Annotated in this window: 19 protein-coding genes; 16 read left to right on the forward strand and 3 right to left on the reverse strand. The window is 64.0% G+C overall.

The window, feature by feature from the left end; all coding sequences use genetic code 11:
• Window positions 1-16 precede the first annotated feature (16 nt).
• The 4 genes from ACV17W_RS05225 (at window position 17) to ACV17W_RS05240 (ending at window position 4,844) form a co-directional block, all read left to right on the forward strand.
• Complete coding sequence (locus tag ACV17W_RS05225) at window positions 17-523, forward strand: MarR family winged helix-turn-helix transcriptional regulator (protein ID WP_462595378.1); 507 nt, start codon at window positions 17-19, stop codon at window positions 521-523.
• A 103-nt stretch (window positions 524-626) separates the two neighbouring features.
• A complete protein-coding gene (locus tag ACV17W_RS05230; protein ID WP_462595379.1) occupies window positions 627-2,051 on the forward strand; it encodes an efflux transporter outer membrane subunit in 1,425 nt (474 codons plus the stop codon).
• 19 nt (window positions 2,052-2,070) lie between these two features.
• Window positions 2,071-3,261 carry an HlyD family secretion protein gene (locus ACV17W_RS05235; protein WP_462595380.1) on the forward strand — a complete coding sequence of 397 codons (1,191 nt, stop codon included), beginning with the start codon at window positions 2,071-2,073 and terminating at the stop codon, window positions 3,259-3,261.
• Window positions 3,258-4,844 carry a DHA2 family efflux MFS transporter permease subunit gene (locus tag ACV17W_RS05240; RefSeq protein WP_462595381.1) on the forward strand — a complete coding sequence of 529 codons (1,587 nt, stop codon included), beginning with the start codon at window positions 3,258-3,260 and terminating at the stop codon, window positions 4,842-4,844. The genes ACV17W_RS05235 and ACV17W_RS05240 overlap by 4 nt, the downstream gene beginning before the upstream one ends.
• Before the next feature lie 57 nt (window positions 4,845-4,901).
• Here ACV17W_RS05240 and ACV17W_RS05245 read toward each other — a convergent pair whose 3' ends face one another.
• Both ACV17W_RS05245 and pdxR read right to left on the reverse strand, forming a co-directional pair.
• Window positions 4,902-5,972: a tartrate dehydrogenase gene (locus tag ACV17W_RS05245; protein WP_462595382.1), complete on the reverse strand. Its 1,071-nt coding sequence runs from the start codon at window positions 5,970-5,972 to the stop codon at window positions 4,902-4,904.
• Window positions 5,973-6,012: 40 nt separating this feature from the next.
• Window positions 6,013-7,563 (reverse strand): MocR-like pyridoxine biosynthesis transcription factor PdxR, encoded by a 1,551-nt coding sequence (gene pdxR, locus ACV17W_RS05250; RefSeq protein ID WP_462595383.1) that lies wholly within the window; start codon window positions 7,561-7,563, stop codon window positions 6,013-6,015.
• Window positions 7,564-7,843: 280 nt separating this feature from the next.
• Here pdxR and ACV17W_RS05255 point away from each other — a divergent pair, with 280 nt between their 5' ends.
• The 8 genes from ACV17W_RS05255 to ACV17W_RS05290 all read left to right on the forward strand — a co-directional run bounded on the left by ACV17W_RS05255 (window position 7,844) and on the right by ACV17W_RS05290 (window position 16,601).
• Entirely contained in the window at window positions 7,844-9,418 is a 1,575-nt protein-coding gene (locus tag ACV17W_RS05255) for an ABC transporter substrate-binding protein (RefSeq protein ID WP_462595384.1), read from the forward strand.
• A gap of 94 nt (window positions 9,419-9,512) precedes the next feature.
• Window positions 9,513-10,526, forward strand: a complete 1,014-nt coding sequence (locus ACV17W_RS05260; RefSeq protein WP_462595385.1) for an ABC transporter permease — start codon at window positions 9,513-9,515, stop codon at window positions 10,524-10,526.
• On the forward strand, window positions 10,523-11,362 hold the full coding sequence (locus ACV17W_RS05265) for an ABC transporter permease (RefSeq protein ID WP_462595386.1): 840 nt from the start codon (window positions 10,523-10,525) through the stop codon (window positions 11,360-11,362). The genes ACV17W_RS05260 and ACV17W_RS05265 overlap by 4 nt, the downstream gene beginning before the upstream one ends.
• A gap of 8 nt (window positions 11,363-11,370) precedes the next feature.
• On the forward strand, window positions 11,371-13,014 hold the full coding sequence (locus ACV17W_RS05270) for an ABC transporter ATP-binding protein (protein ID WP_462595387.1): 1,644 nt from the start codon (window positions 11,371-11,373) through the stop codon (window positions 13,012-13,014).
• Window positions 13,011-14,276: a 4-aminobutyrate--2-oxoglutarate transaminase gene (gabT, locus tag ACV17W_RS05275; protein ID WP_462595388.1), complete on the forward strand. Its 1,266-nt coding sequence runs from the start codon at window positions 13,011-13,013 to the stop codon at window positions 14,274-14,276. The genes ACV17W_RS05270 and gabT overlap by 4 nt, the downstream gene beginning before the upstream one ends.
• A 26-nt stretch (window positions 14,277-14,302) precedes the next feature.
• The gene (locus ACV17W_RS05280) at window positions 14,303-14,593 is read left to right on the forward strand and encodes a cupin domain-containing protein (RefSeq protein ID WP_462595389.1); all 291 of its coding nucleotides are present in this window, start codon (window positions 14,303-14,305) and stop codon (window positions 14,591-14,593) included.
• Window positions 14,594-14,601: 8 nt separating this feature from the next.
• Window positions 14,602-15,669: a histone deacetylase family protein gene (locus ACV17W_RS05285; protein WP_462595390.1), complete on the forward strand. Its 1,068-nt coding sequence runs from the start codon at window positions 14,602-14,604 to the stop codon at window positions 15,667-15,669.
• Window positions 15,670-15,686: 17 nt separating this feature from the next.
• Complete coding sequence (locus ACV17W_RS05290) at window positions 15,687-16,601, forward strand: DMT family transporter (protein ID WP_462595391.1); 915 nt, start codon at window positions 15,687-15,689, stop codon at window positions 16,599-16,601.
• Between the two features lie 28 nt (window positions 16,602-16,629).
• On the opposite strand, the gene hemN is transcribed toward ACV17W_RS05290, so the two are convergent.
• Window positions 16,630-18,015, reverse strand: coding sequence for an oxygen-independent coproporphyrinogen III oxidase (hemN, locus tag ACV17W_RS05295; protein WP_462595392.1), 1,386 nt, complete (start codon window positions 18,013-18,015; stop codon window positions 16,630-16,632).
• 174 nt (window positions 18,016-18,189) lie between these two features.
• On the opposite strand from hemN, the gene ACV17W_RS05300 reads away from it, so the two are divergent.
• The 4 genes from ACV17W_RS05300 to ACV17W_RS05315 all read left to right on the forward strand — a co-directional run bounded on the left by ACV17W_RS05300 (window position 18,190) and on the right by ACV17W_RS05315 (window position 22,422).
• The gene (locus ACV17W_RS05300; RefSeq protein WP_462595393.1) at window positions 18,190-20,187 is read left to right on the forward strand and encodes a ribonucleoside triphosphate reductase; all 1,998 of its coding nucleotides are present in this window, start codon (window positions 18,190-18,192) and stop codon (window positions 20,185-20,187) included.
• A 53-nt stretch (window positions 20,188-20,240) separates the two neighbouring features.
• Window positions 20,241-20,423: an anaerobic ribonucleoside-triphosphate reductase gene (gene nrdD, locus ACV17W_RS05305; protein WP_462595394.1), complete on the forward strand. Its 183-nt coding sequence runs from the start codon at window positions 20,241-20,243 to the stop codon at window positions 20,421-20,423.
• The gene (locus tag ACV17W_RS05310; RefSeq protein ID WP_462595395.1) at window positions 20,386-21,147 is read left to right on the forward strand and encodes an anaerobic ribonucleoside-triphosphate reductase activating protein; all 762 of its coding nucleotides are present in this window, start codon (window positions 20,386-20,388) and stop codon (window positions 21,145-21,147) included. Before nrdD ends, ACV17W_RS05310 begins: the two co-directional genes overlap by 38 nt.
• An 81-nt stretch (window positions 21,148-21,228) precedes the next feature.
• Complete coding sequence (locus ACV17W_RS05315) at window positions 21,229-22,422, forward strand: NAD(P)H-dependent flavin oxidoreductase (protein ID WP_462595396.1); 1,194 nt, start codon at window positions 21,229-21,231, stop codon at window positions 22,420-22,422.
• The last annotated feature ends 31 nt before the right edge of the window (window positions 22,423-22,453 follow it).

The raw sequence follows: 22,453 nt of genomic DNA on the forward strand, positions 1-22,453 counted from the left end.
CAGTAAACTGGCGTCCATGACTCCCGATCCCGTCTCTCCTGCGTCCGAGCCAGCGGTGCATTACCGTGGCAATGCCCGGGCTACCGATGACAACGTCGGCTTCCTGATCAAGCTGGTGTACAACTCGCTCAATCGCATGCTCGATGTCGAGATGGCGCCGCTGGGGCTCACGGCCACTCAATGGCGGCCCATCGCGTTGCTGGCCCGCGGGGCCGCCGATACGCCAGCCGAACTGGCGCGCCTGCACGGTGTAGACACCGGCGCAATGACGCGCACGCTCGACCGGCTCGAAGCAAAAGGCCTGTTGCGGCGCACCCGTTGCCAGGTCGACCGCCGGGTCGTCCGCATTGAGCTCACGGCTTCGGGGCAAGAGCAGGCCAAAGCTATCCCAGCCAATATCGCGCGCGTGCTCAACCATCATTTGCGGGGTTTTTCCGCCGAAGAACTTGCGCAATTACGCCATCTGCTGGGTCGCATGCTAGCCAACGGCACCCCTGCAGGGTGCGCCGCGCCCGAGCCCTGATGGCAGACGCCCGCCGCCCGCATATTGCCAGCGGGTTTTTTTTGCGCCTTATAATTGCCTAGGCAAATACAGTTTAATCAAGTACTTTCAGCAGAATGTCAGCATGAAAAACGTCCTTTCCTTCGCGATATTGCTGGCCCTCGGCGGCTGCGCCTGGATGGCTCCCCCCCCTGAACCGGTCGCGCAGCTCGACGCCGCGCAGCTGGGCCTGTCCGGCAACGCCGTTACGTGGCCCGATACCCAGTGGTGGCGCCGCTATGACGACGCGCAGCTCGATGCGCTGGTCTCGGAAGCCCTGGTCAGCAATCCATCGATGAGTGCTGCGCAGGCCCGGCTGGCACAGGCCAACGCCGCAGTGCGAGGGGCCCGTGCTCCGCTGTTTCCTCAGATCGATGCAAATTACAGCCTCACGCGCCAGCACCTGCCCGAACATTCGATCTATCAGCCGCCGCTGGCGGGCGCCGTCAGTTCCGACAATAGGCTGGCGCTCGACTTCGGATACGAGCTCGACTTCTGGGGCAAAAACCGCGCCAGACTCGATGCAGCCATATCGCAGCAAGCAGCCGCTCGGGCCGACGCGCAAGCCGCACGCAACCTTCTGGCTCGCGCCATCGTGCGCAGCTACCTGAATCTGCAGAATGCCTTTGCGCAGCAAGGGGTACTGCAGCGCATAGCGGCGCAGCGGGCCGACCTGCTCAAACTGACGCGCGGCCGCGAAGCTGCCGGACTCGACACCCGTGTCGAGGTCAAGCAGGCCGAATCATCGCTGGCCTCGGCTCAGGTTGAACTGACGCAAGTCGAGACCACCATCGCGCAGCTGCGCAATCAAGCGGCGGCCCTGGCCGGCGCCGGCCCTGCGCGGGGCCAGTTGCTGCAACCCGCGACCCTGACTGCGCCAGCGGGCGTGGTGCCGGATCAGGTGCCAATGGAGCTGCTCGGGCACCGCGCCGATGTCACCGCCGCCCGCTTGCGCGCTCAGGCCTCGCGGCATGATATCGATGCGGCACGCGCCGAGTTCTATCCGAACGTCAACCTGATCGGCTTCGCCGGATTCCAGGCCATCGGTACAGGCAATCTGCTGGACGCGAGCAGCCGCACGCTCGGCATCGGCCCAGCCATCACACTGCCGATCTTTCACGGTGGCGCGCTCAATGCCAATCTGGCCGCACGGCGCGCCGACGCCGACCTGGCGGTGTCCGATTACAACCAGACCGTGCTCGATGCGGTGAGGCAGGTGGCCGACGCGCTGGACGGACTGAAGATGCTCGACCGCGAGACCATCCAGCAACGCGAGGCGCGCGAGGCCATCGACGCCGCGTATGAATTGGCCGTGCAACGCTATCGCGCCGGCCTGGGCAACTACCTGACCGTGCTGATCGCTCAGACCGGCGTGCTCGCCCAGGCTCGCCTGGATACCGACCTTCACTTCCGCGCCTACCAACTCGATGCCGACCTCGCCTACGCCCTTGGCGGCGGCTACACACCGCCCGCCGTCGCGCAGGCCGATCCCCCACTTTCTGTTGAATGAACGACCCGGATACGACGTCATGACTGCAATTTCCGTAACCCACTCCGCCCGCAAACGCCTGCTTATCTATGCCGCGGCCACTTTCATACTGCTGGGCATTCTGTACGCCGCATGGTGGGCCGTATTCGCGTCGGCCTACGAAAGCACCGACGATGCCTATGTACATGGAAACCTGGTGCAGATCACGCCGCAGGTGCCGGGCACCGTGGTCGCGATCGAAGCCGGAGACACTGAACACGTGAGTGCCGGCCAGCCGCTGATACGGCTCGACCCGGCCGACACGTCCGTGGCGCTGCAGCAGGCCGAGGCACAACTGGCGCAAACCGTACGGCAGGTCCGCACTCTGTACGCACAGAACGACTCCCTGGCAGCAGATGTCGACGTGCGGCAGGCAGACATCGCCCGGGCCCAGGCTGATCTGAGCCGCGCCAAGGCAGACTTGGAACGCCGTCAGGCCCTGGCCAAATCAGGAGGCGTCAGTGGTGAAGAGTTGCTGCACGCACAGACCGCCCTGAAATCGGCGCAGTCAGGACTGGCCCAGGCCAAGGCCGCGCTGGCGGCGGCGCAGGCCAGATTGGCCACCAACCAGGCGCTGACCCAAGGCACTACCGTGGCAGAGCATCCCGATGTGCGCCAGGCCGCCGCCAGGTTGCGTGACGCCTGGCTCGCGCGTTCGCGCACCGTACTGCCCGCGCCGGTCGACGGCCTTATCGCACGGCGCAGCGTCCAGGTGGGCCAACGCGTCGCACCCGGCGCGACGCTGATGAACGTAGTGCCACTCAATCAGGTCTGGGTGGAAGCCAACTTCAAGGAAGGCCAGCTGCGCCACATGCATCCGGGCCAGTCGGCAACGCTGGTGGCCGACCTGTACGGGGATTCGGTCACTTATCACGGTACCGTGGTCGGTCTGGACGCCGGCACCGGCAGCGCCTTTGCCCTGCTGCCCGCGCAGAACGCAACGGGCAACTGGATCAAGGTGGTGCAGCGCGTGCCGGTACGCATCGAGCTCGACCCCGAAGAACTCAAGGCGCACCCTCTGCGCGTCGGCTTGTCCATGGATGTCGAAGTTGACGTCAGCAAAGGCGGCAACGAACTGGCCCCCTTGCCACCGCGCCACGAGCCCGCGTGGTCCACCCAGGCGTTCACGGAAACGCAGGCCGAGGCCGACGCCCTGATCGCCCGCATCATCGAAGCTAACACTGCATCATGAGCACTACGCCCCGTCCCGCACAGGCGGGCGCCGCTCTCCCCCCCCTCGAGGGCGCCACCCGCATCATCGGCGCGATGGCCCTGTCCACCGCCGTGTTCATGAACGTGCTGGATACGTCCATTGCCAACGTTTCCTTGCCGACGATCTCCGGTGATCTGGGCGTCAGCACTAGCCAGGGCACCTGGGTCATTACGTCGTTCGCCGTGGCCAATGCCATCACGGTGCCTCTGACCGGGTGGCTGACCCAGCGCTTCGGCCAGGTACGCCTGTTCCTGGCCTCTACATTGCTGTTCGTGCTGGCGTCCTGGCTGTGCGGTTTCGCGCCTTCGCTCGGCGCTTTGCTTGCATTCCGCGTGCTGCAAGGGGCGGTGGCCGGACCCATGATTCCCCTGTCGCAATCGCTCATGCTGGCCAGCTTTCCGAAATCCAAGGCAGGCATGGCCCTGGCCATCTGGGCCATGACGACGCTGGTCGCCCCCGTTGCGGGACCGCTGCTGGGTGGATGGATATCCGATAACTACACCTGGCCATGGATCTTCTACATCAATGTGCCGGTGGGCCTGCTCGCGGCCTGGGTCAGCTGGCGCGTTTACCGCGAACGCGAAACGCCCACCCGCCGGCTGCCCATCGACAAGATGGGCCTGTTCTTGCTGGTTGTCTGGGTCGGTGCATTGCAGATCATGCTGGACAAGGGCAAAGACCTGGACTGGTTTTCGAGCCCTGTCATTCTGGGGCTGGCCCTGGTGGCCTTCGTCGCATTCGTCTTTTTTCTCATCTGGGAGTTGACCGACGCGAATCCGGTGGTAGACCTGCGCTTGTTCAAAGGACGCAATTTCACCGTTGGCGCACTGACGCTCGCGGTGGCCTATGGGGTGTTCTTCGGCAATGTGGTCCTGCTGCCGCTGTGGCTGCAGAGCAACCTGAACTACACCGCAACCTATGCCGGTCTGGTGACCGCGCCGGTGGGCCTGCTTGCCATTCTGCTGACACCGCTGGTGGGCAAGGCATTGGGCACGCAGGATGCGCGCATCCTGGTTACCGGCGCCTTTCTCGTCTTCGCCCTGGTGTGTTTCATGCGCGCGGATTTCAACCCGCAAGTCGATATCCGTACGCTGCTGATACCGACCGTCGTTCAGGGCGCGGCGATGGCGGCATTCTTCGTGCCCCTGACGTCAATCACACTGTCCGGACTGGACCCTTCCCGCATTCCCGCCGCCTCCGGACTGTCCAATTTCGCGAGGCTCACGGCAGGGGCATTTGGCACATCCATTGCCACGACGGTCTGGGACAATCGTGCCGCACAGCACCATGCCCGCCTGACGGAAGTGGCGGCGCCCGGCCACCCTCCGTTCGACCAAGCCGTCGCCACACTGCAGAACAGTCTGGGCATCACGCACCAGGAAGCCATCACGCGCGTGAACGGCCTGATAGACACGCAGGCCTTCACCATGTCGGCGGTGGACGTGTTTTACGCCTCGGGCGTGATATTCGTGCTGTTGGTCGGCATGGTCTGGTTCGCGCACGGCAAGGACAAGTCGTCCGACAGCGAGGGGGCCGCTGCCGCAGCGGCGGGCGCGCACTGAGCACGCGCCCTTGCCGGAAGCGGGCAGCGGGCGCCCGTTTCCCAGCAAGCGCTGGCCCTAGCCGGCCGCGACGATTTCAGCGATGGCCTTGCCGACGTCCGCGGTAGACGCCGTGCCTTTCATGTCGCGCGTGCGCGGCCCCTCGGCCAGCACGGTCTCGATGGCGGCCACGACGGCCTGCGAGGCGTCGGGATAACCGAGGAAGTCGAGCATCAGCGCGCCGCTCCAGATCTGCCCGATCGGATTCGCGATGCCTTTGCCGTAAATGTCGGGGGCCGAGCCGTGCACGGGCTCGAACAACGAAGGGAACTTGCGCTCAGGGTTCAGGTTCGCCGACGGTGCGATACCGATGGTGCCCGTGCATGCCGGGCCGAGGTCGGAAAGAATATCGCCGAACAGATTCGAAGCCACGACGACGTCGAACCAATCGGGGTGCTGCACGAAGTGCGCGCACAGAATATCGATGTGATATTTGTCCCAGCGCACGTCGGGATACTGGCTGGCGACATCCGCCACGCGCTCATCCCACCACGGCATCGAGATCGAGATGCCATTGGACTTGGTGGCGGCAGTCAGGTGTTTTCCACGCTTCTGCGCCAGTTCGAAGGCGAATTTCAGGACGCGATCGGCGCCGACGCGGGTGAACACGCTTTCCTGGATGACAACTTCGCGTTCGGTGCCAGCGAACAGGCGGCCGCCGCTGTTGGAGTACTCACCCTCGGTGTTCTCGCGAACGATGAAAAAATCGATGTCGCCGGGCTTGCGGCCGGCCAGGGGCGACGGCACGCCGGGCATCAGCCGGACCGGGCGCAGGTTGATGTACTGATCGAAGTCGCGACGGAAGCGGAACAACGACCCCCACAACGCTTCGTGGTCGGGTACGGTGGCGGGCCAGCCGATGGCGCCGAAGAAGATCGCTTCGTGCCCGCCGATCTGCTCGGCCCAGTCATCGGGCATCATCTTGCCGTGCTTGGCGTAATAGTCGCAGCTCCAGTCGAAGTGGTCCCACTGGAACCCTATGCCAAAGCGTGTGGCCGCTGCATCCAGCACCCTCAACCCTTCGGGTACGACTTCCTTGCCGATGCCGTCACCGGCAATGACTGCGATTCTGTGTTTGTTTCCTGCCACCGATGTTCTCCAATAAAGTTCAGCCCGTGTCGGGATATTTTCAGGCACCGCTCCAGGCCTCGGCATTCAGTTTATCGCTGTAAGCCGGACGCTGCTGCGTACGCTGCACATGCTCTAACGCTGGGGTGATCACCTGTACCAGCCGGTCGAACGATGGACGGATGTCGTCTTCGGGTACGCATGCATACCCCATCAGCAGGCCCGGCCGGGCGCTGTGCTCATCAGCATAGTAGCGGCACAGCGGCCGGACGTGCAGGTCCAGCGTGCGCGAGGCAATGGAAATGCCCAGGTCGTCAGTGCCGTCGGGCAGATGCATGACCAGGTGCAGGCCCGCCTCATGCGTAGAGATGGGCCAGTCGGGGCCGAACCGCGCGGTAATGGCCTCTCGCAGCAACGCCTGGCGCGCTGCATAGCGCTGCTTCATGCGGCGGATGTGACTCGCGTAATGTCCGCCTTCGATGAAATCAGCCAGCACCGCCTGATCCATCAGGCGGCCCTCGCGGTACAGCTCCGACAGCCCGGTGGCCATGTGGCTGGCGAGGGGCTTGGGCAATACCATGTAGCCCAGGCGGAAACCCGGGAACAAGGTCTTGGAAAAAGTCCCCAGGTACAGTACGCGGTCGTGCTGGTCCAGCCCTTGCAACGACGCGATGGGCCGGCCGTCGAATCGGAACTCGCTGTCGTAGTCATCTTCGATGATCCAGGCGCCTCGCGTATGTGCATACTCGAGCAGCATGCGCCGCCGGGCCAGGCTCATGACCATGCCGAGCGGATACTGGTGCGACGGCGTGACAAAAATAAAGCGTGGCGGGTCACGCATCTGCTGCATGCTCGGCGACATGCCTTCCGCGTCGACATCCACCGGAATCGGCGTGATCCCGCAGGCCATCAGGGTCGAACGCGCCCCCCAGTAGCCGGGATTCTCCATCCAGGCCGTGTTGCCGTGGTCGCCCAGCAGCCTGGCCAGCAGGCTCAGCGACTGGTGTATGCCGCTGGTCAGCACGATCTGGTCGGCTTCGCACTTGACCGAGCGTGACAGGCGCAGGTGCTCGGCCAGGGCGCGCCGCAGCGGAAGATATCCCGCACCGTGCGCATAGGTCAGCAATTCATGCTGCGATTGGCGCCAGCGCCTGCCCTGCAGGCGCGCCCAGACGGCGCGAGGAAACAGCGACACGTCTGGCACGCCCGGTACAAAAGCGCCCCACTGGCGATCCGAGGCGGAGGCCTCGTGAACCAACTGGGAACCGCGCCGGGACAGCGCGAACTGCGGGGGCAAGGCACGTTCCGCAGCGCGGTCCGCCGGAGCGGATTGCGACACCGCGGGCACGGTGTCGGAAACGAAGGTGCCACTCCCGAATACCGATACCAGGTACCCCTCGGCCAGCAGCTGTTCGTAAGCATGCAGCACGGTATTGCGGGATAACCCGGTATCCGCCGCCAGCCCCCGAGTCGCAGGCAGCTTGGTACCGGCGGGGACATCGCCGTCCAGAATGAGCCTGCGCAGGATCTCATAGATCTGCCGGGACAAGGGCACCGCGGCGCCTCGTTCCAATCGCTGCAACAGGCACTCGGACAGAATCAATTCTTTCAAAGTGGCACCAGAAACAAAAAACGATTTGGACCTATTTAGAGTACCAAATATCCGATACGCTGCTTCAGCGCAAGCAGAGAACGTCCACATAAACGCCAAGGGGAACCGTGCGACCGGACACACCGCAACTTGCCACTGTCGTGCCCTGGCCGGCCTGATGCCCGGCCAGACGCTTTACATGTTCCACCCGTAGCACCCGAGTCGCGGGATGGCACGGCTGCCAGAGCACAGGAGCCCTGCGCTGCCCTCCCGTCTATCTTTCAATGCCCGGAGGTCCACAGTGAAACTGACAACACGCCTTAAATTGTCCCTGGGCGCGCTCGCCCTGATCACCGCCGTCCCCACGGCAGTGGTGCAGGCGCAGACGCGCGGCGGCACGTTGCGCATGATCGTCCAGCCCGAACCGCCTATCCTCGTGCCTGCGCTCAATCAGCAGGCTCCCACCCAGTTCGTGGCCGGCAAAATCTACGAGAGCCTGCTTACTTACTCGTTCGATCTCAAGCCTCAGCCCGGCCTGGCCAAGTCGTGGGAAGTCGCCCCGGACGGCCTGTCGTACACCTTCCATCTGCAGGAAGGCGTCAAGTGGCACGACGGTCAGCCCTTCACCGCCGATGATGTGGTGTTTTCGCTGAGCGAGCTGCTGCCCAAGACCCACGCCCGGGCCCGTGTCATCCTGGGTCGCTATCTCGACAAGGTCGAGAAGATCGACGACCACACTGTCAAGATCAGCCTCAAAACGCCGTTCCCCGCGTTCATGCTGATGTTCGAGCCCGGCTTCGCGCCGATGATGCCCAAGCATGTCTATGCCGGCACCGAATACATGAAGAACCCCGCGAACCAGAAGCCCATGGGCACGGGCCCCTTCATGTTCCAGGAATGGAAACGCGGCGAATACATCAAGCTGGTGCGGAATCCGAATTACTGGAAAGAGGGGCAACCCTATCTGGACGAGCTCATCTTCAACATCATTCCCGACTCGGCATCGCGCGCGGTCGCCTTTGAACGCGGCACTGTCGATGTGCTGCGCGGCGGAGACGTCGACAACGTCGACGTCAAGCGCCTGCGCGGACTCGACAACGTCGAATACACCACGCAGGGCTGGGAGATGTTCTCGCCGCAGGCTTACCTGATGTTCAACATGCGTACGCCGCCGCTGGACAACGTCAAGGTGCGGCAGGCCGTGATGGCCGCGCTGAACCGCAAGCTGATCGTCAACAACATCTTCTTCGGCCTGGGCCAGGTTGCCACCAGCCCGTTCGTCACCACTGAGATGTTCTACGACAAGAACATGCCGCCCATCGACTTCGACATGAAGAAGGCGCGCGCGCTCATCAAGGAATCGGGTATCGACCCCGGCGCGTACAACCTGCGCTTTCTCGGCTTTCCCTACGGCCCCACCTGGGACCGCCTGGGCGAGTACATCAAGCAGTCGATGGAGCAGCTGGGCTTCAAGATCACCATGGAAGCCACGGACGCGGGTGGCTGGGCCAGCCGCACGGGCAACTGGGATTTCGACCTGACGCTGAACTACACCTACCAGTACGGCGATCCGGCGCTGGGCGTGCAACGCCTGTACGCCGCGGCGAACATGGTCAAGGGCTCGCCCTTCGCCAATGTACAGGGCTATGACAACCCCGAAGCCGACAAGCTCTGGACGGCGGCCGCCTCCGAGGTCGACCCGGCCAAGCGCCAAGAGCTCTATTCCAAGATCCAGACCATTCTGGTCAACGATGTGGCCAACGGCTTCCTGGTCGACATGGAATTCCCGACGCTCTATCGCGGCAACGTCAAGAACCTGGTGCAGACCGCCATCGGCATGAACGAAACATTCGCCGACGTCTATATCCAGAAATAAAAGCGGGCGCGCCTGGCGCGCCCGGTCCGCCACGGAAAGCCCGTGGCGGACCGCCGCAACCCGCCGTCCGCCGGGCAGCGGTGTTCCGACGGAGATGCCTTGCATGAAATTCCTGTCCTTTTTCCTGTCACGCCTGGGCAAAGCCCTGACTGTCGTGCTCGGGGTAGTCATCATCAATTTCTTCATGATCCGGCTGGCGCCGGGCGACCCCGCGGCCGTGTTGGCCGGGCAAGCCGGCGCGGGAGACCCCGCGTATCTTGCAGCGCTGCGCGCCGACTTCGGCCTGGACCAACCGCTGCTCACGCAGCTCGGCCTGTACTTGAAAGGCGTGCTGCAGCTCGACCTGGGCTACTCGTATCGCAATAACGTGCCGGTGCTCGACCTGATCCTCGAGCGCCTGCCCGCCACGTTCCTGCTGATGTCGTGCGCCTTCCTGTTCTCGATCGTGTTCGGCGTTCTGCTGGGCGTCATCGCCGCGCGGGCCCGTTACAACAACAAGCGCCGCTGGATCGACAGCGTAGTCATGTCCGGCGCGCTGCTGCTCTATGCGACCCCATTGTTCTGGCTGTCGCTGATGGGCATCCTGCTGTTCTCGGTCATGCTGGGCTGGTTGCCGGCGTTCGGCATGGAAACCGTCGGAGCCGGCCTGACCGGCTGGGCGCGCGTGCAGGACATCGCCCTGCATCTCGTCCTGCCGACTGTCACACTGGGCTGCTTCTTCATGGCGGTGTACGTGAGGCTGACTCGCGCCTCCATGCTTGAAGTCATCGGCATGGACTTCGTCAAGACCGCCCGCGCCAAGGGCGTCAGTCCCAATCGGGTCATTCGCACCCACGTACTGCGCAACGCCCTGCTGCCGGTCGTGACCTTCGCCGGCATCCAGCTGGGCCAGATGGCCGGGGGGGCGGTGCTCACCGAAACGGTGTTTGCCTGGCCCGGCATAGGCAGGCTGATGTTCGACGCCCTGCTGCAACGCGACTACCAACTGCTGTTGGGAATATTCCTGGTCACCTCAGTAATGGTGGTGGTGTTCAACCTGCTGACCGATCTGCTCTATCGCATGATCGACCCACGCATCTCGGCAGATTCGCAAGGGGCCGCGACATGAAGCCTTTTCTGAAGCGGTATATGCGCAATTACGGGGCCGTGGCAGGCCTGGCCGTGATGCTCGTGGTCGTGCTCACTGCGCTGGCGGCGCCGCTGTTGTACCCCGAATCACCGTGGATGATGGTCGCCGAGCCGCTCATCCAGCCGTTCACCGATTCCGCCTATCCGTTCGGCACCGATATGCTGGGGCGCGACATTACCGCCGGCCTGGTATGGGGGGCGCGAGTCTCACTGCTGGTGGGCCTGCTGTCGACGGGCGTGGCGCTTGCGTTCGGAATCCTGGTGGGCGCCGTCGCGGGCTATTGCGGCGGGCGCATCGACGACGCCCTGATGCGATTCACCGAATTCTTCCAGACCATCCCGCAACTGGCCATGGCAGTGGTGCTGGTGGCGGTGCTGAGTCCGTCGGTGTATTCCATCATGGGCGCAATTGCGCTGGTGTCATGGCCGCCCGCGGCGCGGCTGGTACGTTCCGAATTCATGACGCTGAAGCAGCGCGAGTTCGTGCAGGCCGCGATCGTGATCGGGCAGACCCCCTCGCGCATCGTCTGCACGCAGATTCTGCCGAACGCCATGTCGCCGATCATCGTGTCCGCCTCGTTCATGGTGGCCACCGCCATTCTGACCGAATCCGCGTTGTCTTTCCTGGGCCTGGGCGACCGCAACCTGATGAGCTGGGGCTTCATGATCGGCGCGGCGCGAACGATGATACGGGAAGCCTGGTGGATGAGCGTCTGGCCCGGCGTTGCCATCCTGCTCACGGTGCTGGCCATCAATCTGATCGGCGAAGGCCTCAACGACGCACTCAATCCTCAACTGCGCAAGCGCGGCGAATAGGAGGCAACATGAGCGACTCCCCCCCTCTGCTGTCCGTACGCAACCTGACCATCACGCTGCCAGCGGGTGGCGACAGGCGCTACGCCGTGCGCGACATTTCGTACGACGTCCATGCGGGCGAGATTCTGTGCATCGTCGGCGAATCCGGCTCCGGGAAGTCAATGAGCGCGAACGCCATCATGGGCCTGCTGCCCAGCTATCTGACGCCGCAAAGCGGCCAGATCCTCCTGCGGGGCACCGATCTGCTGCAGCAGGACGAATCGCGCCTGCAGGCCATGCGCGGCAAAGACATGGCCATGATCTTCCAGGAACCGCTGTCGGCGCTGAATCCCCTGATGACCGTAGGTGAACAGATCGCCGAGGTCATGCGCGTACACCACGCTTACCCGGGCGAGGCGCGCATGCGCCGCGTACTCGAACTGCTGGAGTTTGTCGGCCTGCCCGATCCGGCCATGCTCTTCCACGTGTACCCGTTCCGTCTGTCGGGCGGTCAGCGCCAGCGCGTCATGATCGCGATGGCGCTGGCGCTGGAACCCGCGCTGCTGATCGCCGATGAGCCCACGACGGCTCTGGATGTCACCACCCAGGCGCAGATACTCGCACTGATCGCGCGCATCCAGAAAGAAAAAGGCATGGGCGTCATGTTCGTGACCCATGATTTTGGCGTGGTCGCAGAAATCGCCCATCGCGTGGCCGTCATGGAACAAGGCGAACTCGTCGAACAAGGACCGGCCGACCAGATTTTGAACTCCCCGCGCCACCCCTACACCCAGCGGCTCATCGGCGCCGTGCCGCGCCGCCGTGCCGACGAAGCCACAAACAGCGGTCAGAGCCCGCCCGTGCTGGAAGTGCGCGGGCTTTGCAAGACGTATGTCACCGGCCGAGGCTGGCTGGGCCGCAAGCGCGTAGTGCGCGCCGTTGACGACGTCAGCTTCGCAATCCAGCGCGGCCAGACATTGGGCATTGTCGGAGAATCCGGGTCCGGCAAATCCACCATCGGCAAATGCCTGCTCAAGCTCATTGGTATCGATGACGGCCAGATGATCTTCAATGGCCGCGATATCGCCGGCCTGAGCGAGAGCCAGTTCCGGCCCCTGCGCAAAGACATACAGATGATCTTCCAGGACCCATTTGCCTCGCTCAACCCCCGCCACACCGTGGGCCGCATCATCAGCGACGGCCCGGTCGCAAGCGGCCAGGATCGCGGCCGCGCCGAGGCGCGCGCGCGCGAGCTCCTGGAACTGGTCGGCCTCGAAGCGTCGGCATTCGATCGCTATCCAAACCAGTTCTCGGGTGGCCAGCGGCAACGGATCGGCATTGCACGCGCATTGGCCCTGGAGCCAAAGATACTGGTGGCGGATGAATCAGTGTCCGCGCTGGATGTCTCGGTGCAAGCCCAGGTGCTGCAACTGCTGCACCAACTGCAGCAGCGCCTGCAGATCGCCCTGATCTTCATCACGCACGATTTGCGGGTCGCCGCACAGATATGCAATGAAGTGCTGGTGATGCACCAGGGCAAGGTTGTGGAGTACGGCAGTCCGAGGCAGATTTTTGATCGGCCTCAGCACCCCTACACGCAAAAGCTGATCTCGGCCATTCCCGGCCAGCACTGGGACCCGCCGGCGGATCTGCAACCGGAGCCTGCGTTATGAACAACGCCGACCTGACACGCCGCAAGGAAGCGGCTACGCCGCGCGGCGTAGGCGTCATGTGCAACTTCTACGCCGATCACGCAGACAACGCCGAATTGTGGGATATCGAGGGGCGCCGCTATATCGACTTCGCCAGCGGCATAGCCGTGCTCAACACGGGGCACCGTCATCCCGGCGTTGTCCAGGCGATCGAGGCCCAGATCAAGCGGTTCACGCACACCGCCTATCAGATCGTCCCGTACGCCAGCTACATCGAGCTCGCCGAGCACCTGAATCGGCTGGTGCCAGGAGACTTCCCCAAGAAGACCGCGCTCTTCACCACAGGCGCCGAAGCCGTCGAAAACGCGGTCAAGATCGCTCGCTGCGCCACCGGACGTTCCGCGCTCATCGCCTTTGGCGGCAGCTTCCACGGCCGGACATTGCTGGGCATGGCGCTCACCGGCAAGGTGGCCCCCTACAAGACGGGCTTCGGCCCCTTTCCCGCCGACGTCTATCACGCTCCCTACCCCAACCCCGGCCGGGGTATTTCGGTGGCCGATGCTCTGGCGGGGCTGCGCAGCCTGTTCGACACTGATGTCGACCCGCGCCGGGTCGCCGCCATCATCATCGAACCCGTGCAGGGAGAAGGCGGCTTCAACATCTGCCCTCCCGAGTTCATGCAGGCTCTGCGCGCGCTGTGCAACGAACACGGCATCCTGTTGATTGCCGATGAAGTCCAGACGGGGTTCGGCCGCACCGGCAAGATGTTCGCCATGGAGCACTACGGCGTCGCGGCCGATCTCACGGCCATCGCCAAGGGGCTGGCTGGCGGCATGCCCTTGTCCGCCGTGTGCGGGCGAGCCGAGGTCATGGATGCACCATCGCCAGGCGGCCTGGGAGGCACTTACGCGGGCAACCCCCTGGCCGTCGCAGCGGCCCTCGAAGTGGTCCGCGCGATGCAGGCAGACGAGCTTCCCGCGCGAGGCGCGGCGCAGGGAGCTCGCCTGTGCCGCCACCTCGAGGCCTTGCGGCCACGCGTACCCGAACTGGCCGACGTGCGAGCCCTGGGCGCCATGGTGGCTGCAGAATTCCGCGACCCCGACGACGGCTCTCCCCGTCCGGATTTCACGCGCCGACTCCAGGCTCGCGCTCTCGAGAAGCATTTGCTGCTGCTCAGTTGTGGCGTGCACGGCAATGTCATCCGATTTTTATTCCCGTTAACCATTGGCGACGACACCATGAGCGAAGCCATGGATATCCTCGCCCAAGTGATGCCGGCCTGAAGCCGCACCCTATCAGGAGACAACCCATGAAGCGCCCCGGCGCAGTACCCACGGTCCAGATCGACAATGAACATGTGCGGGTGACCGAATGGCGGTTTCCGCCCAATGGAGAAACGGGCTGGCATCGCCATGGCATGCCCTATGTCGTGGTGCCTCAGACCACGGGGCCGCTGTTGCTCGAGACCGCCGATGGGCCGATCACGAGTGACCTGCGCACCGGCGTTTCGTACTTTCGCCCCGTGGGCGTCGAGCACAACGTCATCAACCCGAGTGACACTGAATTCGTCTTCGTGGAAATTGAGCTCAAGCAAGCCTAGGAGTCTTCATGAAGGCTTTTTTCTGCGAAGAACAGATGCTGCACCAGCCGATGCAGTTCATGCGGCTGGGCCGCCTGTGCGCACCCACCGACACGCCATCCCGGGCGCAGGCGCTGCAGGCCGCGCTCGCGGCGCGCGGGGTGACGATCGAAAGGCCGCCCGACTACGGCCGCGGCCCGCTGCATGGCGTGCACAGCCCCGACTATCTCGATTTCCTGGAACATGCGCATACACGCTGGCTGGCGCTGCGTGCCCAGGGCATGGACCCGGGCGATGAAGTCTTGCCGAACCTGGCCCCCTATCACAGCGGCCGCGCCGAACAGGCCGACCGCGGGCCTTGCCCGTCGACCTCGATTGTTGCGCAGGCCGGCTATTATCTGGGCGACCTGTCCTGCCCCATCGGCCCTCACACCTGGCGCTCCGCGCTGCGCTCCATGCACAGCGCCGTGGCTGCCGCCGACTGGGTGAACCAGCATCAGGGCGTGGCCTATGCACTTTGCCGCCCGTCGGGGCATCATGCCCATCGGGACAGAGCCAGCGGCTTCTGCTACCTGAACAGCAGCGCCGCCGCCGCCCAACGTCTGCTGCAGACTTATGGCAAGATCGCAATCCTGGACGTCGACGCCCATCATGGCGACGGCACCCAACAGATTTTCTACCAACGCCCCGACGTCATGACGCTGTCGCTCCACGCCGACCCAGCGGGTTATTACCCGTTCTATACCGGTCATGCGCACGAACGCGGCTATGGCAGCGGTCATGGATACAACCTCAACTTCCCGCTGGCCCACGGTGCCGATACCGAAACGTTTCTGGCCGCACTCGACAACGCGCTGGTGGCGCTGCGCGACTACCGGCCTCGCGCGCTCGTGCTTCCACTGGGCTTTGACACCTACATCGATGACCCCATCAGCGTGCTCAAGCTCGACATCGACGCCTATCGCCATATTGGCGAACGGGTCAATGGCCTGGGGCTGCCCACCGTGGTCGTCCAGGAAGGCGGCTACCTCGTCGAAGCCATCGGGCCGGCGCTCGACGCGTTCCTGCAGGGCATGGCGCAGGGCGCACCCGACTGATCCGCCCGCCGCCCCTCATGTCTAGCCCCCGCTCCGCCGCGTTGCCGGATACCTCGCGCAGCCCGGGCGCCGGCATCGCGCTGTACCTCGCGGCGCTGGTGCTGTTCGCCAGCTTCGACGCCGCCATCAAGCACTTGTTGGCCTTCTACCCGGCCCCGTTCCTGAATGTCATGCGCTATCTGTCCGTGGCGACCATAGGCGTGGGCCTATTGGTGAGCCACGGGTTGCCCCGCTGGTCGACCGTACCCGACAAGGGGCTGTTATTGGCACGCGGGCTGGCGCTGGGTACCGTGGGCACCTGCTTCATGACGGCGCTCATCTGGATGCCGCTTTCAGAAGCCACGGCCATCTACTTCACGTCACCCCTCATTGTCGTGGCGTTGTCACCATGGCTCTTGAGCGAACGCGTGGGTGCGCGGCAGTGGGGTGCCGTTGCGCTGGGTTGCGCCGGCATGCTGCTCATCGTACGCCCCGGCGGCGATCTGCCCCGGCTGGGCACCGTCCTGATGGCAATTTCAGCGGTCAGCTATGCGTTGTTCCAGGTCCTGACACGCAAGCTTTCAGGCCGAGTGGCCAGCCATGTCCAGTACGGATCCACCGCCCTGGTGTGCCTGGTCATGACCGCCCTGCCGGCGCCGTTCTTCCTGCCCGACCCTTGGCCCGACGCCGGGCACTGGGCATTCATCGTGCTGCTCGGCGTCAGCAACGGCCTGGGGCAGATCTTGCTGATCGCCGCTTTTCGCCGCGTGCCGGCATCGACTCTGGCTCCGTTCAACTATTTCCACCTGCTGATGGCTGTTGCGTTCAGCACCTTCTTGTTCGCGCGGCCGCCCGACATGCTGGCAATGGCCGGCATGGTGCTGATCGTGGTGGCCGGCCTGTCGCTGGTGACACAGGCCCAGCGGCGCAGCAACACTTCGGCGCCGCCCTGAACAGCGGGCGGCGCCGCCAGGCGCGGATTCACACGATGCGTGAATACTGCGCCTGCGTAGCGCGCACGCGCAGGTATTGGTCAAACACCATGGCTACCGCACGCACAAAATACCAACCCATATCCGTAACGCGCAGCGCACCAGCTTCGCACCGCACCAGGCCCATGCCAACCAAGCCCTGCATGGCCCGCAGTTCGGTCTCAAAATAGCTTACGAAGTCGACGCCATGCTGCACTTCGATGGCCCTGAACTCGACGCGCCCCTGGCACATGATGGACATGATGACGTCGCGTCGCAGCAGGTCATCGGAGGTCAGCGCCAGCCCGCGCTCGACGGCGAAAGCATCGTTTTCGATGCACGCATAGTAGCCGTCCAGCGTCTTGGCGTTCTGGCTGTAACTTGGCCCCACCTTGCCTATCGCCGAGACGCCGAGTGCGATGAGATCGCGGTCGGGCTGCGTGCTGTACCCCTGAAAGTTGCGGTGCAGCCGCCCCGCACGCTTCGCCTGGGCAAGCGCATCGTCGTGCAACGCAAAGTGATCCATGCCGATGTAGTCGTAGCCCGCTGCCAGGAATCGGTCAATCGCCCCGCTCAGCAGCGCGATGCGGGTTTCACCGCTGGGCAGTTCGGCCGAAAGGATGCGGCGCTGCGGTTTGAAACGCTCCGGCAGGTGGGCATAGCCGTACAGGGCAATGCGGTCAGGCCGAAGCTCGCATACCTGACCGAGCGTATTCCCGAACGACTCGGTGGATTGCAACGGCAGGCCGTAGATCAGGTCCATGTTGATGGACTCGAAGCCCAGCCTGCGCGCGCTGTGCACCAAGTCCCGTACGCTTTCATATGACTGGATGCGGTGCACCGCCTTTTGCACGGCGGGGTCGAAGTCCTGGATGCCCAGGCTAAGGCGGTTGAACCCCAGCTTGGACAGGTGCGCCAGGCGCTCGGGAGTCGCCGTGCGCGGATCGACCTCGATCGACAGTTCGGCGTCGGGCAACAGGCCAAAGTGGCTGCGCAGCGCGCCCATGAGTTCTGTCAGTTCGGCGTCGGAAAGAAAGGTGGGCGTGCCGCCCCCGAGGTGCAGCTGCGAGACTGGCTGCTGGCGGCCCAGCACCTGTGCATGCAGGGCCATTTCGCGCTGCAAGGCCTTCAGGTAGCGGGCGGCTCGCTCGTGATGCCGGGTGATGACCTTGTTGCACGCGCAGTAGTAGCACAGCGCTTCGCAGAACGGGATGTGCACATACAACGAGAGCGGCTCCGCCGCGGGCAACCGCGCACGTGCTGCCAGGGCGCGCTGGTATTGATGCGCCCCGAACGTGGCGTCGTAGCGGTCGGCCGTGGGGTAGGAGGTATAGCGTGGACCGTTCTTGTCGAGACGGGCCAGGATGTCGCGCGAGAACGAAGGGGGCGATTGCATGAGGCCATTATGCAAATGACGGCCTCCCGACGACTTGATCTGACGCAAAAAATCGGCAGAAGAATAGGCTGATTGCGTCGCATCAAGCAGCCCCGCATTCCCTCACGCCCGAGCTTTCTGGCCACAGGATGTAGTAGTAGTCTAGCCGCACTCACACTACATGAAGTGCTTTCCATGACGCCCCTACACATCCTCAAGCGCGACGGCCGCGTCGTCAGCTTCGAAGGCGCCAAGATCGTGCGCGCCATAGCCGCAGCTGGCCACGCCACCGGCGAAGTCGACGCGGCGGCGGCAGAGATCCTGGGCGCGCGGGTAGCGTCGCGCCTTTCGGCCTACCCCTGCCCCGGCATTGAAACCATTCAGAACATGGTCGAGGAAACGCTGGTTGAAGCGGGGTGCTGGCACACCACGAGAGCCTACATCGTGTACCGCGAGCGGCACGCCCGATTGCGCAACCTTCGTCACACGCTGGTCGACGTCGAAAGCGCCATGGAAGAGTACCTCGACCAGCGCGACTGGCGGGTCAATGCCAACGCCAACCAGGGCTACAGCCTGGGCGGCCTCATTCTGAACGTGGCGGGCAAGGTCACTGCCAACTACTGGCTTTCGCACGTCTACGACCCTGCCGTGGGGCAGGCCCACCGCGATGGCGACATACATATCCATGACCTGGACATGCTCAGCGGCTATTGCGCAGGCTGGTCACTACGCCAGTTGCTTACCGAAGGCTTCAACGGCATTCCCGGCAAGGTCGAGGCCACGCCGCCCCGGCACATGTCGGCGGCAATAGGCCAGATCGTCAATTTCCTGGGCACGCTGCAAAACGAATGGGCGGGCGCGCAGGCTTTCAGTTCGTTCGACACCTACATGGCGCCATTCGTGCGTAGCGACAACATGTCTTACGCGCAGGTCAAGCAGGCGATGCAGGAACTCATCTACAACCTGAACGTGCCAAGCCGTTGGGGTACCCAGACGCCGTTCACCAACCTGACATTCGACCTCACCTGCCCCGCCGACCTGCGAGATCAGATTCCCTATATCGGCGGCCAGGAAACGCCGTTCAGCTACGGCGAGCTTCAGGCCGAAATGGACATGATAAATCGCGCCTACATCGAGGTAATGATGTCCGGCGATGCCAAGGGACGCGTGTTCACATTCCCCATTCCCACTTACAACATCACTTCCGATTTCGACTGGAACCACCCCAACACCGAACTGCTTTTCGAAATGACGGCCAGGTACGGGCTGCCTTACTTCCAGAACTTCCTGAACTCCGATCTCGAACCCCACATGGTCCGGTCGATGTGCTGCCGGCTGCAACTCGACCTGCGCGAGCTCCTCAAACGTGGCAACGGCCTGTTCGGCTCGGCAGAGCAGACCGGCTCGGTGGGCGTGGTCACCGTCAACTGCGCACGCCTGGGCTATCTGCATGCCGGCGACGAGGCCGCACTGATCCGGCACCTGGATACGCTGCTCGAACTCGGGCGCGACGCGCTCGAGGTCAAGCGCAAGATCGTGCAACGCTATATCGACCAGGGCCTGTACCCCTACACCCGGCGTTATCTGGGTACGCTGCGCAACCACTTCAGCACGCTAGGGGTCAACGGCATCAACGAAATGGTGCGCAATTTCAGCGGTGATGCCTACGACATCACGGCGCCGCAGGGGCATGCCATGGCCGTTCGGCTGCTCGACCACGTGCGCGCCCGCATGACCGAATTCCAGGAATCCACCGGTCACCTCTACAACCTCGAGGCTACGCCCGCCGAAGGAACCACGTATCGTTTCGCACGCGAAGATCGCAAGCGCTGGGCCGACATACTGCAGGCGGGCACCGATGCGCAGCCCTATTACACCAATTCCAGTCAACTGCCGGTGGGCCATACCGACGACCCATTCCTCGCGCTTGCCATGCAGGAATCCCTGCAGAGCAAGTACACGGGCGGCACGGTGTTGCATCTGTACATGAACGAGGCCGTGTCATCGGCCGCTGCGTGCCGCGATCTGGTGCGGCGTGCGCTCGAGAACTTCCGCCTGCCCTACATCACCGTCACGCCCACGTTCTCCATCTGCCCCACGCACGGGTACCTGTCGGGCCGGCACGAGTTCTGCCCCAAGTGCGATGCCGAGCTGCTTTCGCGGCAGCCGGCCTGCAATCACGGCCAGGGCTAGTCTGCCCCGGCCAAATATGCCCGGCTCGCCGGGCGCGTTCATCAGGAGTCTCCATGCACCCCCTCGATTCGTCCCTCCCTCTATCTGCCTCGGCTCCCCTGGCCGACAGCCAACGCGTGCGTTGCGAAATCTGGACCCGCGTCATGGGATACCACCGCCCGGTGACCTCATTCAACATTGGCAAGCAAGGCGAATTCAATGAACGCCGCTTCTTCTCCGAACAACGTGCCGCCTGATTTCACCTGCCCACCGGCACAATGGGTCGCGGCTCCGGCCGCGGTTCAATCGGTGCCGCAAGGCGACCCCTGCATCGGCGGCGTGGTGCCCTGCTCCAGCGTCGATTGGCCCGGCACGCTGTCCTGCGTCATCTTCATCGCCGGTTGCCCTTGGCGCTGCAGCTATTGCCACAATCCGCACCTGCAACTGCGCCGGGGCCATTACGAATGGAAGGCTACGCTGCACTTCCTGCAAGCCCGACAGAAACTGCTGGACGGAGTCGTGTTTTCAGGCGGCGAGCCCTTGAGCGAACCCAGGCTTCCCCAAATGGTGCGCATGGTCAGGGCGCTGGGCTTTCGCGTGGCGCTACACACCGCGGGCATCTATCCGTCACGGCTGCAAGACTTGCTGCCGCTTCTCGACTGGGTCGGTTTCGACGTCAAGTGCGACGCAGCGGGTCACGATGCCCTGACTGGCCGCCCCAATACCCATGCCGCCGTTCAGGCTTGCCTGGACACTCTTCTGGCCAGCGGCGTTCCGTTCGAATGCCGCACGACCTGGAGCCCCGACTGGCTGACCGAACCAGCATTGCTCGCGCTGGCGCGCGATCTCGGCCGGCGCGGCGTGGCAAGTTATGCGGTGCAAAATCACCGAAGTTCACCGGGCGCCGCGCCCACCGCCACGCTCAGCGGGCACACGCTGGCAGAGCTCCGATCGTTGTTTCCAAACTTCGCTTATCGCTAGATCCAATTGATCTCGCGCAATACTTGGCTTGGCGTGATCGCCTACCGTTGCGCAGTTGCCCAAACTAGGGATTCTCTTTCCATGTGGTTCAAAACTCTGACTCTCGCCGGCCGTGAGGTGCTGCCCATCGTCCAGGGGGGCATGGGGGTGGGCATATCGGCACACCGCCTGGCCGGCACGGTCGCAAGCGAAAACGCCGTCGGCACCATCGCCAGCGTCGACCTGCGCCATCACCATCCCGATCTGCTCGAGCAAACCGCCAAATGCCGCGACCGCACGGCCATCGACCAGGCAAATCGCGTAGCGCTCGACCGCGAGATCCGTGCCGCCCGAGTCCGCTCTGGCGGCCGCGGCCTCATTGCCGTTAACGTCATGAAGGCGGTGCGCGACCATGCCGCGCTGGTGAAACAAGCTTGCGAAAGCGGCACCGACGCCATCGTCATGGGAGCCGGCCTGCCCATTGATCTTCCGGACATGACGGCCGAACACCCCAAGATCGCGCTCATTCCCATATTGTCCGAAGCCCGCGGGGTTGGCATCGTGCTGAAAAAGTGGCTTAAGAAAGGCCGCCTTGCTTCGGCGGTCGTCATCGAGCATCCCGGCCATGCCGGCGGCCATCTGGGCGCCACCAAGCTGTCGGACCTTCATGATGAGCGTTTCAGCTTCGGGCGGGTCCTGGCCGAATGCCGCGCACTGTTCGACGAACTCGGGCTCAGCCGCGACGCGCCCAAGCTTATCGTCGCCGGAGGTGTCGGCAACCACGACAAGGTCAAATACTGGCTGAACAACGGCGCCGATGCCGTACAGGTGGGTACCGCCTTCGCCGTGACGGAAGAAGGCGACGCCCACCCCAATTTCAAGCGGGTCCTGATCGACGCCGACCCAAACGGCCTCAAGGAGTTCGTGAGCGTTGCCGGCCTGCCGGCGCGCGCAGTGGGCACCCCATGGTTGCTGCGCTACCTGCGCCAGGAAGAGCGCCTGCAGCAACACGCTCGCCCTGACCCGCGGCGCTGCACACAGCGCATGGACTGCCTCACTCAATGTGGATTGCGCGACGGACTGGCCCGGTTCGGGCAGTTCTGCATCGATCTGAAGCTGGCTGCCGCCGTTCGCGGCGAGGTCGAGAAAGGCTTGTTCTTCCGAGGTACGTCCAAACTGCCCTTCGGCGACGCGGTGCGCCCCGTACGCGAACTGATCGAATACCTGCTGCATGGGGTCATGCCCGATGCAATGACCCCGGCCACCGCGCCTCGATCCTCCGCTGCCTGCTGCTGAAGCGCCAATTCGTGGCGGCCCCCGCATGCGC

This window comes from Bordetella sp. MIP270_01_BMS, assembly GCF_054958705.1.

Excerpts from the sequence above, each read along its gene's own strand:
- ACV17W_RS05225 (WP_462595378.1), top strand. The coding sequence starts at position 17 with ATGACTCCCGATCCCGTCTCTCCTGCGTCCGAGCCAGCGGTGCATTAC.
- ACV17W_RS05230 (WP_462595379.1), top strand. The coding sequence starts at position 627 with ATGAAAAACGTCCTTTCCTTCGCGATATTGCTGGCCCTCGGCGGCTGC.
- ACV17W_RS05235 (WP_462595380.1), top strand. The coding sequence starts at position 2,071 with ATGACTGCAATTTCCGTAACCCACTCCGCCCGCAAACGCCTGCTTATC.
- ACV17W_RS05240 (WP_462595381.1), top strand. The coding sequence starts at position 3,258 with ATGAGCACTACGCCCCGTCCCGCACAGGCGGGCGCCGCTCTCCCCCCC.
- ACV17W_RS05260 (WP_462595385.1), top strand. The coding sequence starts at position 9,513 with ATGCCTTGCATGAAATTCCTGTCCTTTTTCCTGTCACGCCTGGGCAAA.
- ACV17W_RS05265 (WP_462595386.1), top strand. The coding sequence starts at position 10,523 with ATGAAGCCTTTTCTGAAGCGGTATATGCGCAATTACGGGGCCGTGGCA.
- ACV17W_RS05270 (WP_462595387.1), top strand. The coding sequence starts at position 11,371 with ATGAGCGACTCCCCCCCTCTGCTGTCCGTACGCAACCTGACCATCACG.
- gabT (WP_462595388.1), top strand. The coding sequence starts at position 13,011 with ATGAACAACGCCGACCTGACACGCCGCAAGGAAGCGGCTACGCCGCGC.
- ACV17W_RS05280 (WP_462595389.1), top strand. The coding sequence starts at position 14,303 with ATGAAGCGCCCCGGCGCAGTACCCACGGTCCAGATCGACAATGAACAT.
- ACV17W_RS05285 (WP_462595390.1), top strand. The coding sequence starts at position 14,602 with ATGAAGGCTTTTTTCTGCGAAGAACAGATGCTGCACCAGCCGATGCAG.
- ACV17W_RS05290 (WP_462595391.1), top strand. The coding sequence starts at position 15,687 with ATGTCTAGCCCCCGCTCCGCCGCGTTGCCGGATACCTCGCGCAGCCCG.
- hemN (WP_462595392.1), bottom strand. The coding sequence starts at position 18,015 with ATGCAATCGCCCCCTTCGTTCTCGCGCGACATCCTGGCCCGTCTCGAC.
- ACV17W_RS05300 (WP_462595393.1), top strand. The coding sequence starts at position 18,190 with ATGACGCCCCTACACATCCTCAAGCGCGACGGCCGCGTCGTCAGCTTC.
- nrdD (WP_462595394.1), top strand. The coding sequence starts at position 20,241 with ATGCACCCCCTCGATTCGTCCCTCCCTCTATCTGCCTCGGCTCCCCTG.
- ACV17W_RS05310 (WP_462595395.1), top strand. The coding sequence starts at position 20,386 with ATGAACGCCGCTTCTTCTCCGAACAACGTGCCGCCTGATTTCACCTGC.
- ACV17W_RS05315 (WP_462595396.1), top strand. The coding sequence starts at position 21,229 with ATGTGGTTCAAAACTCTGACTCTCGCCGGCCGTGAGGTGCTGCCCATC.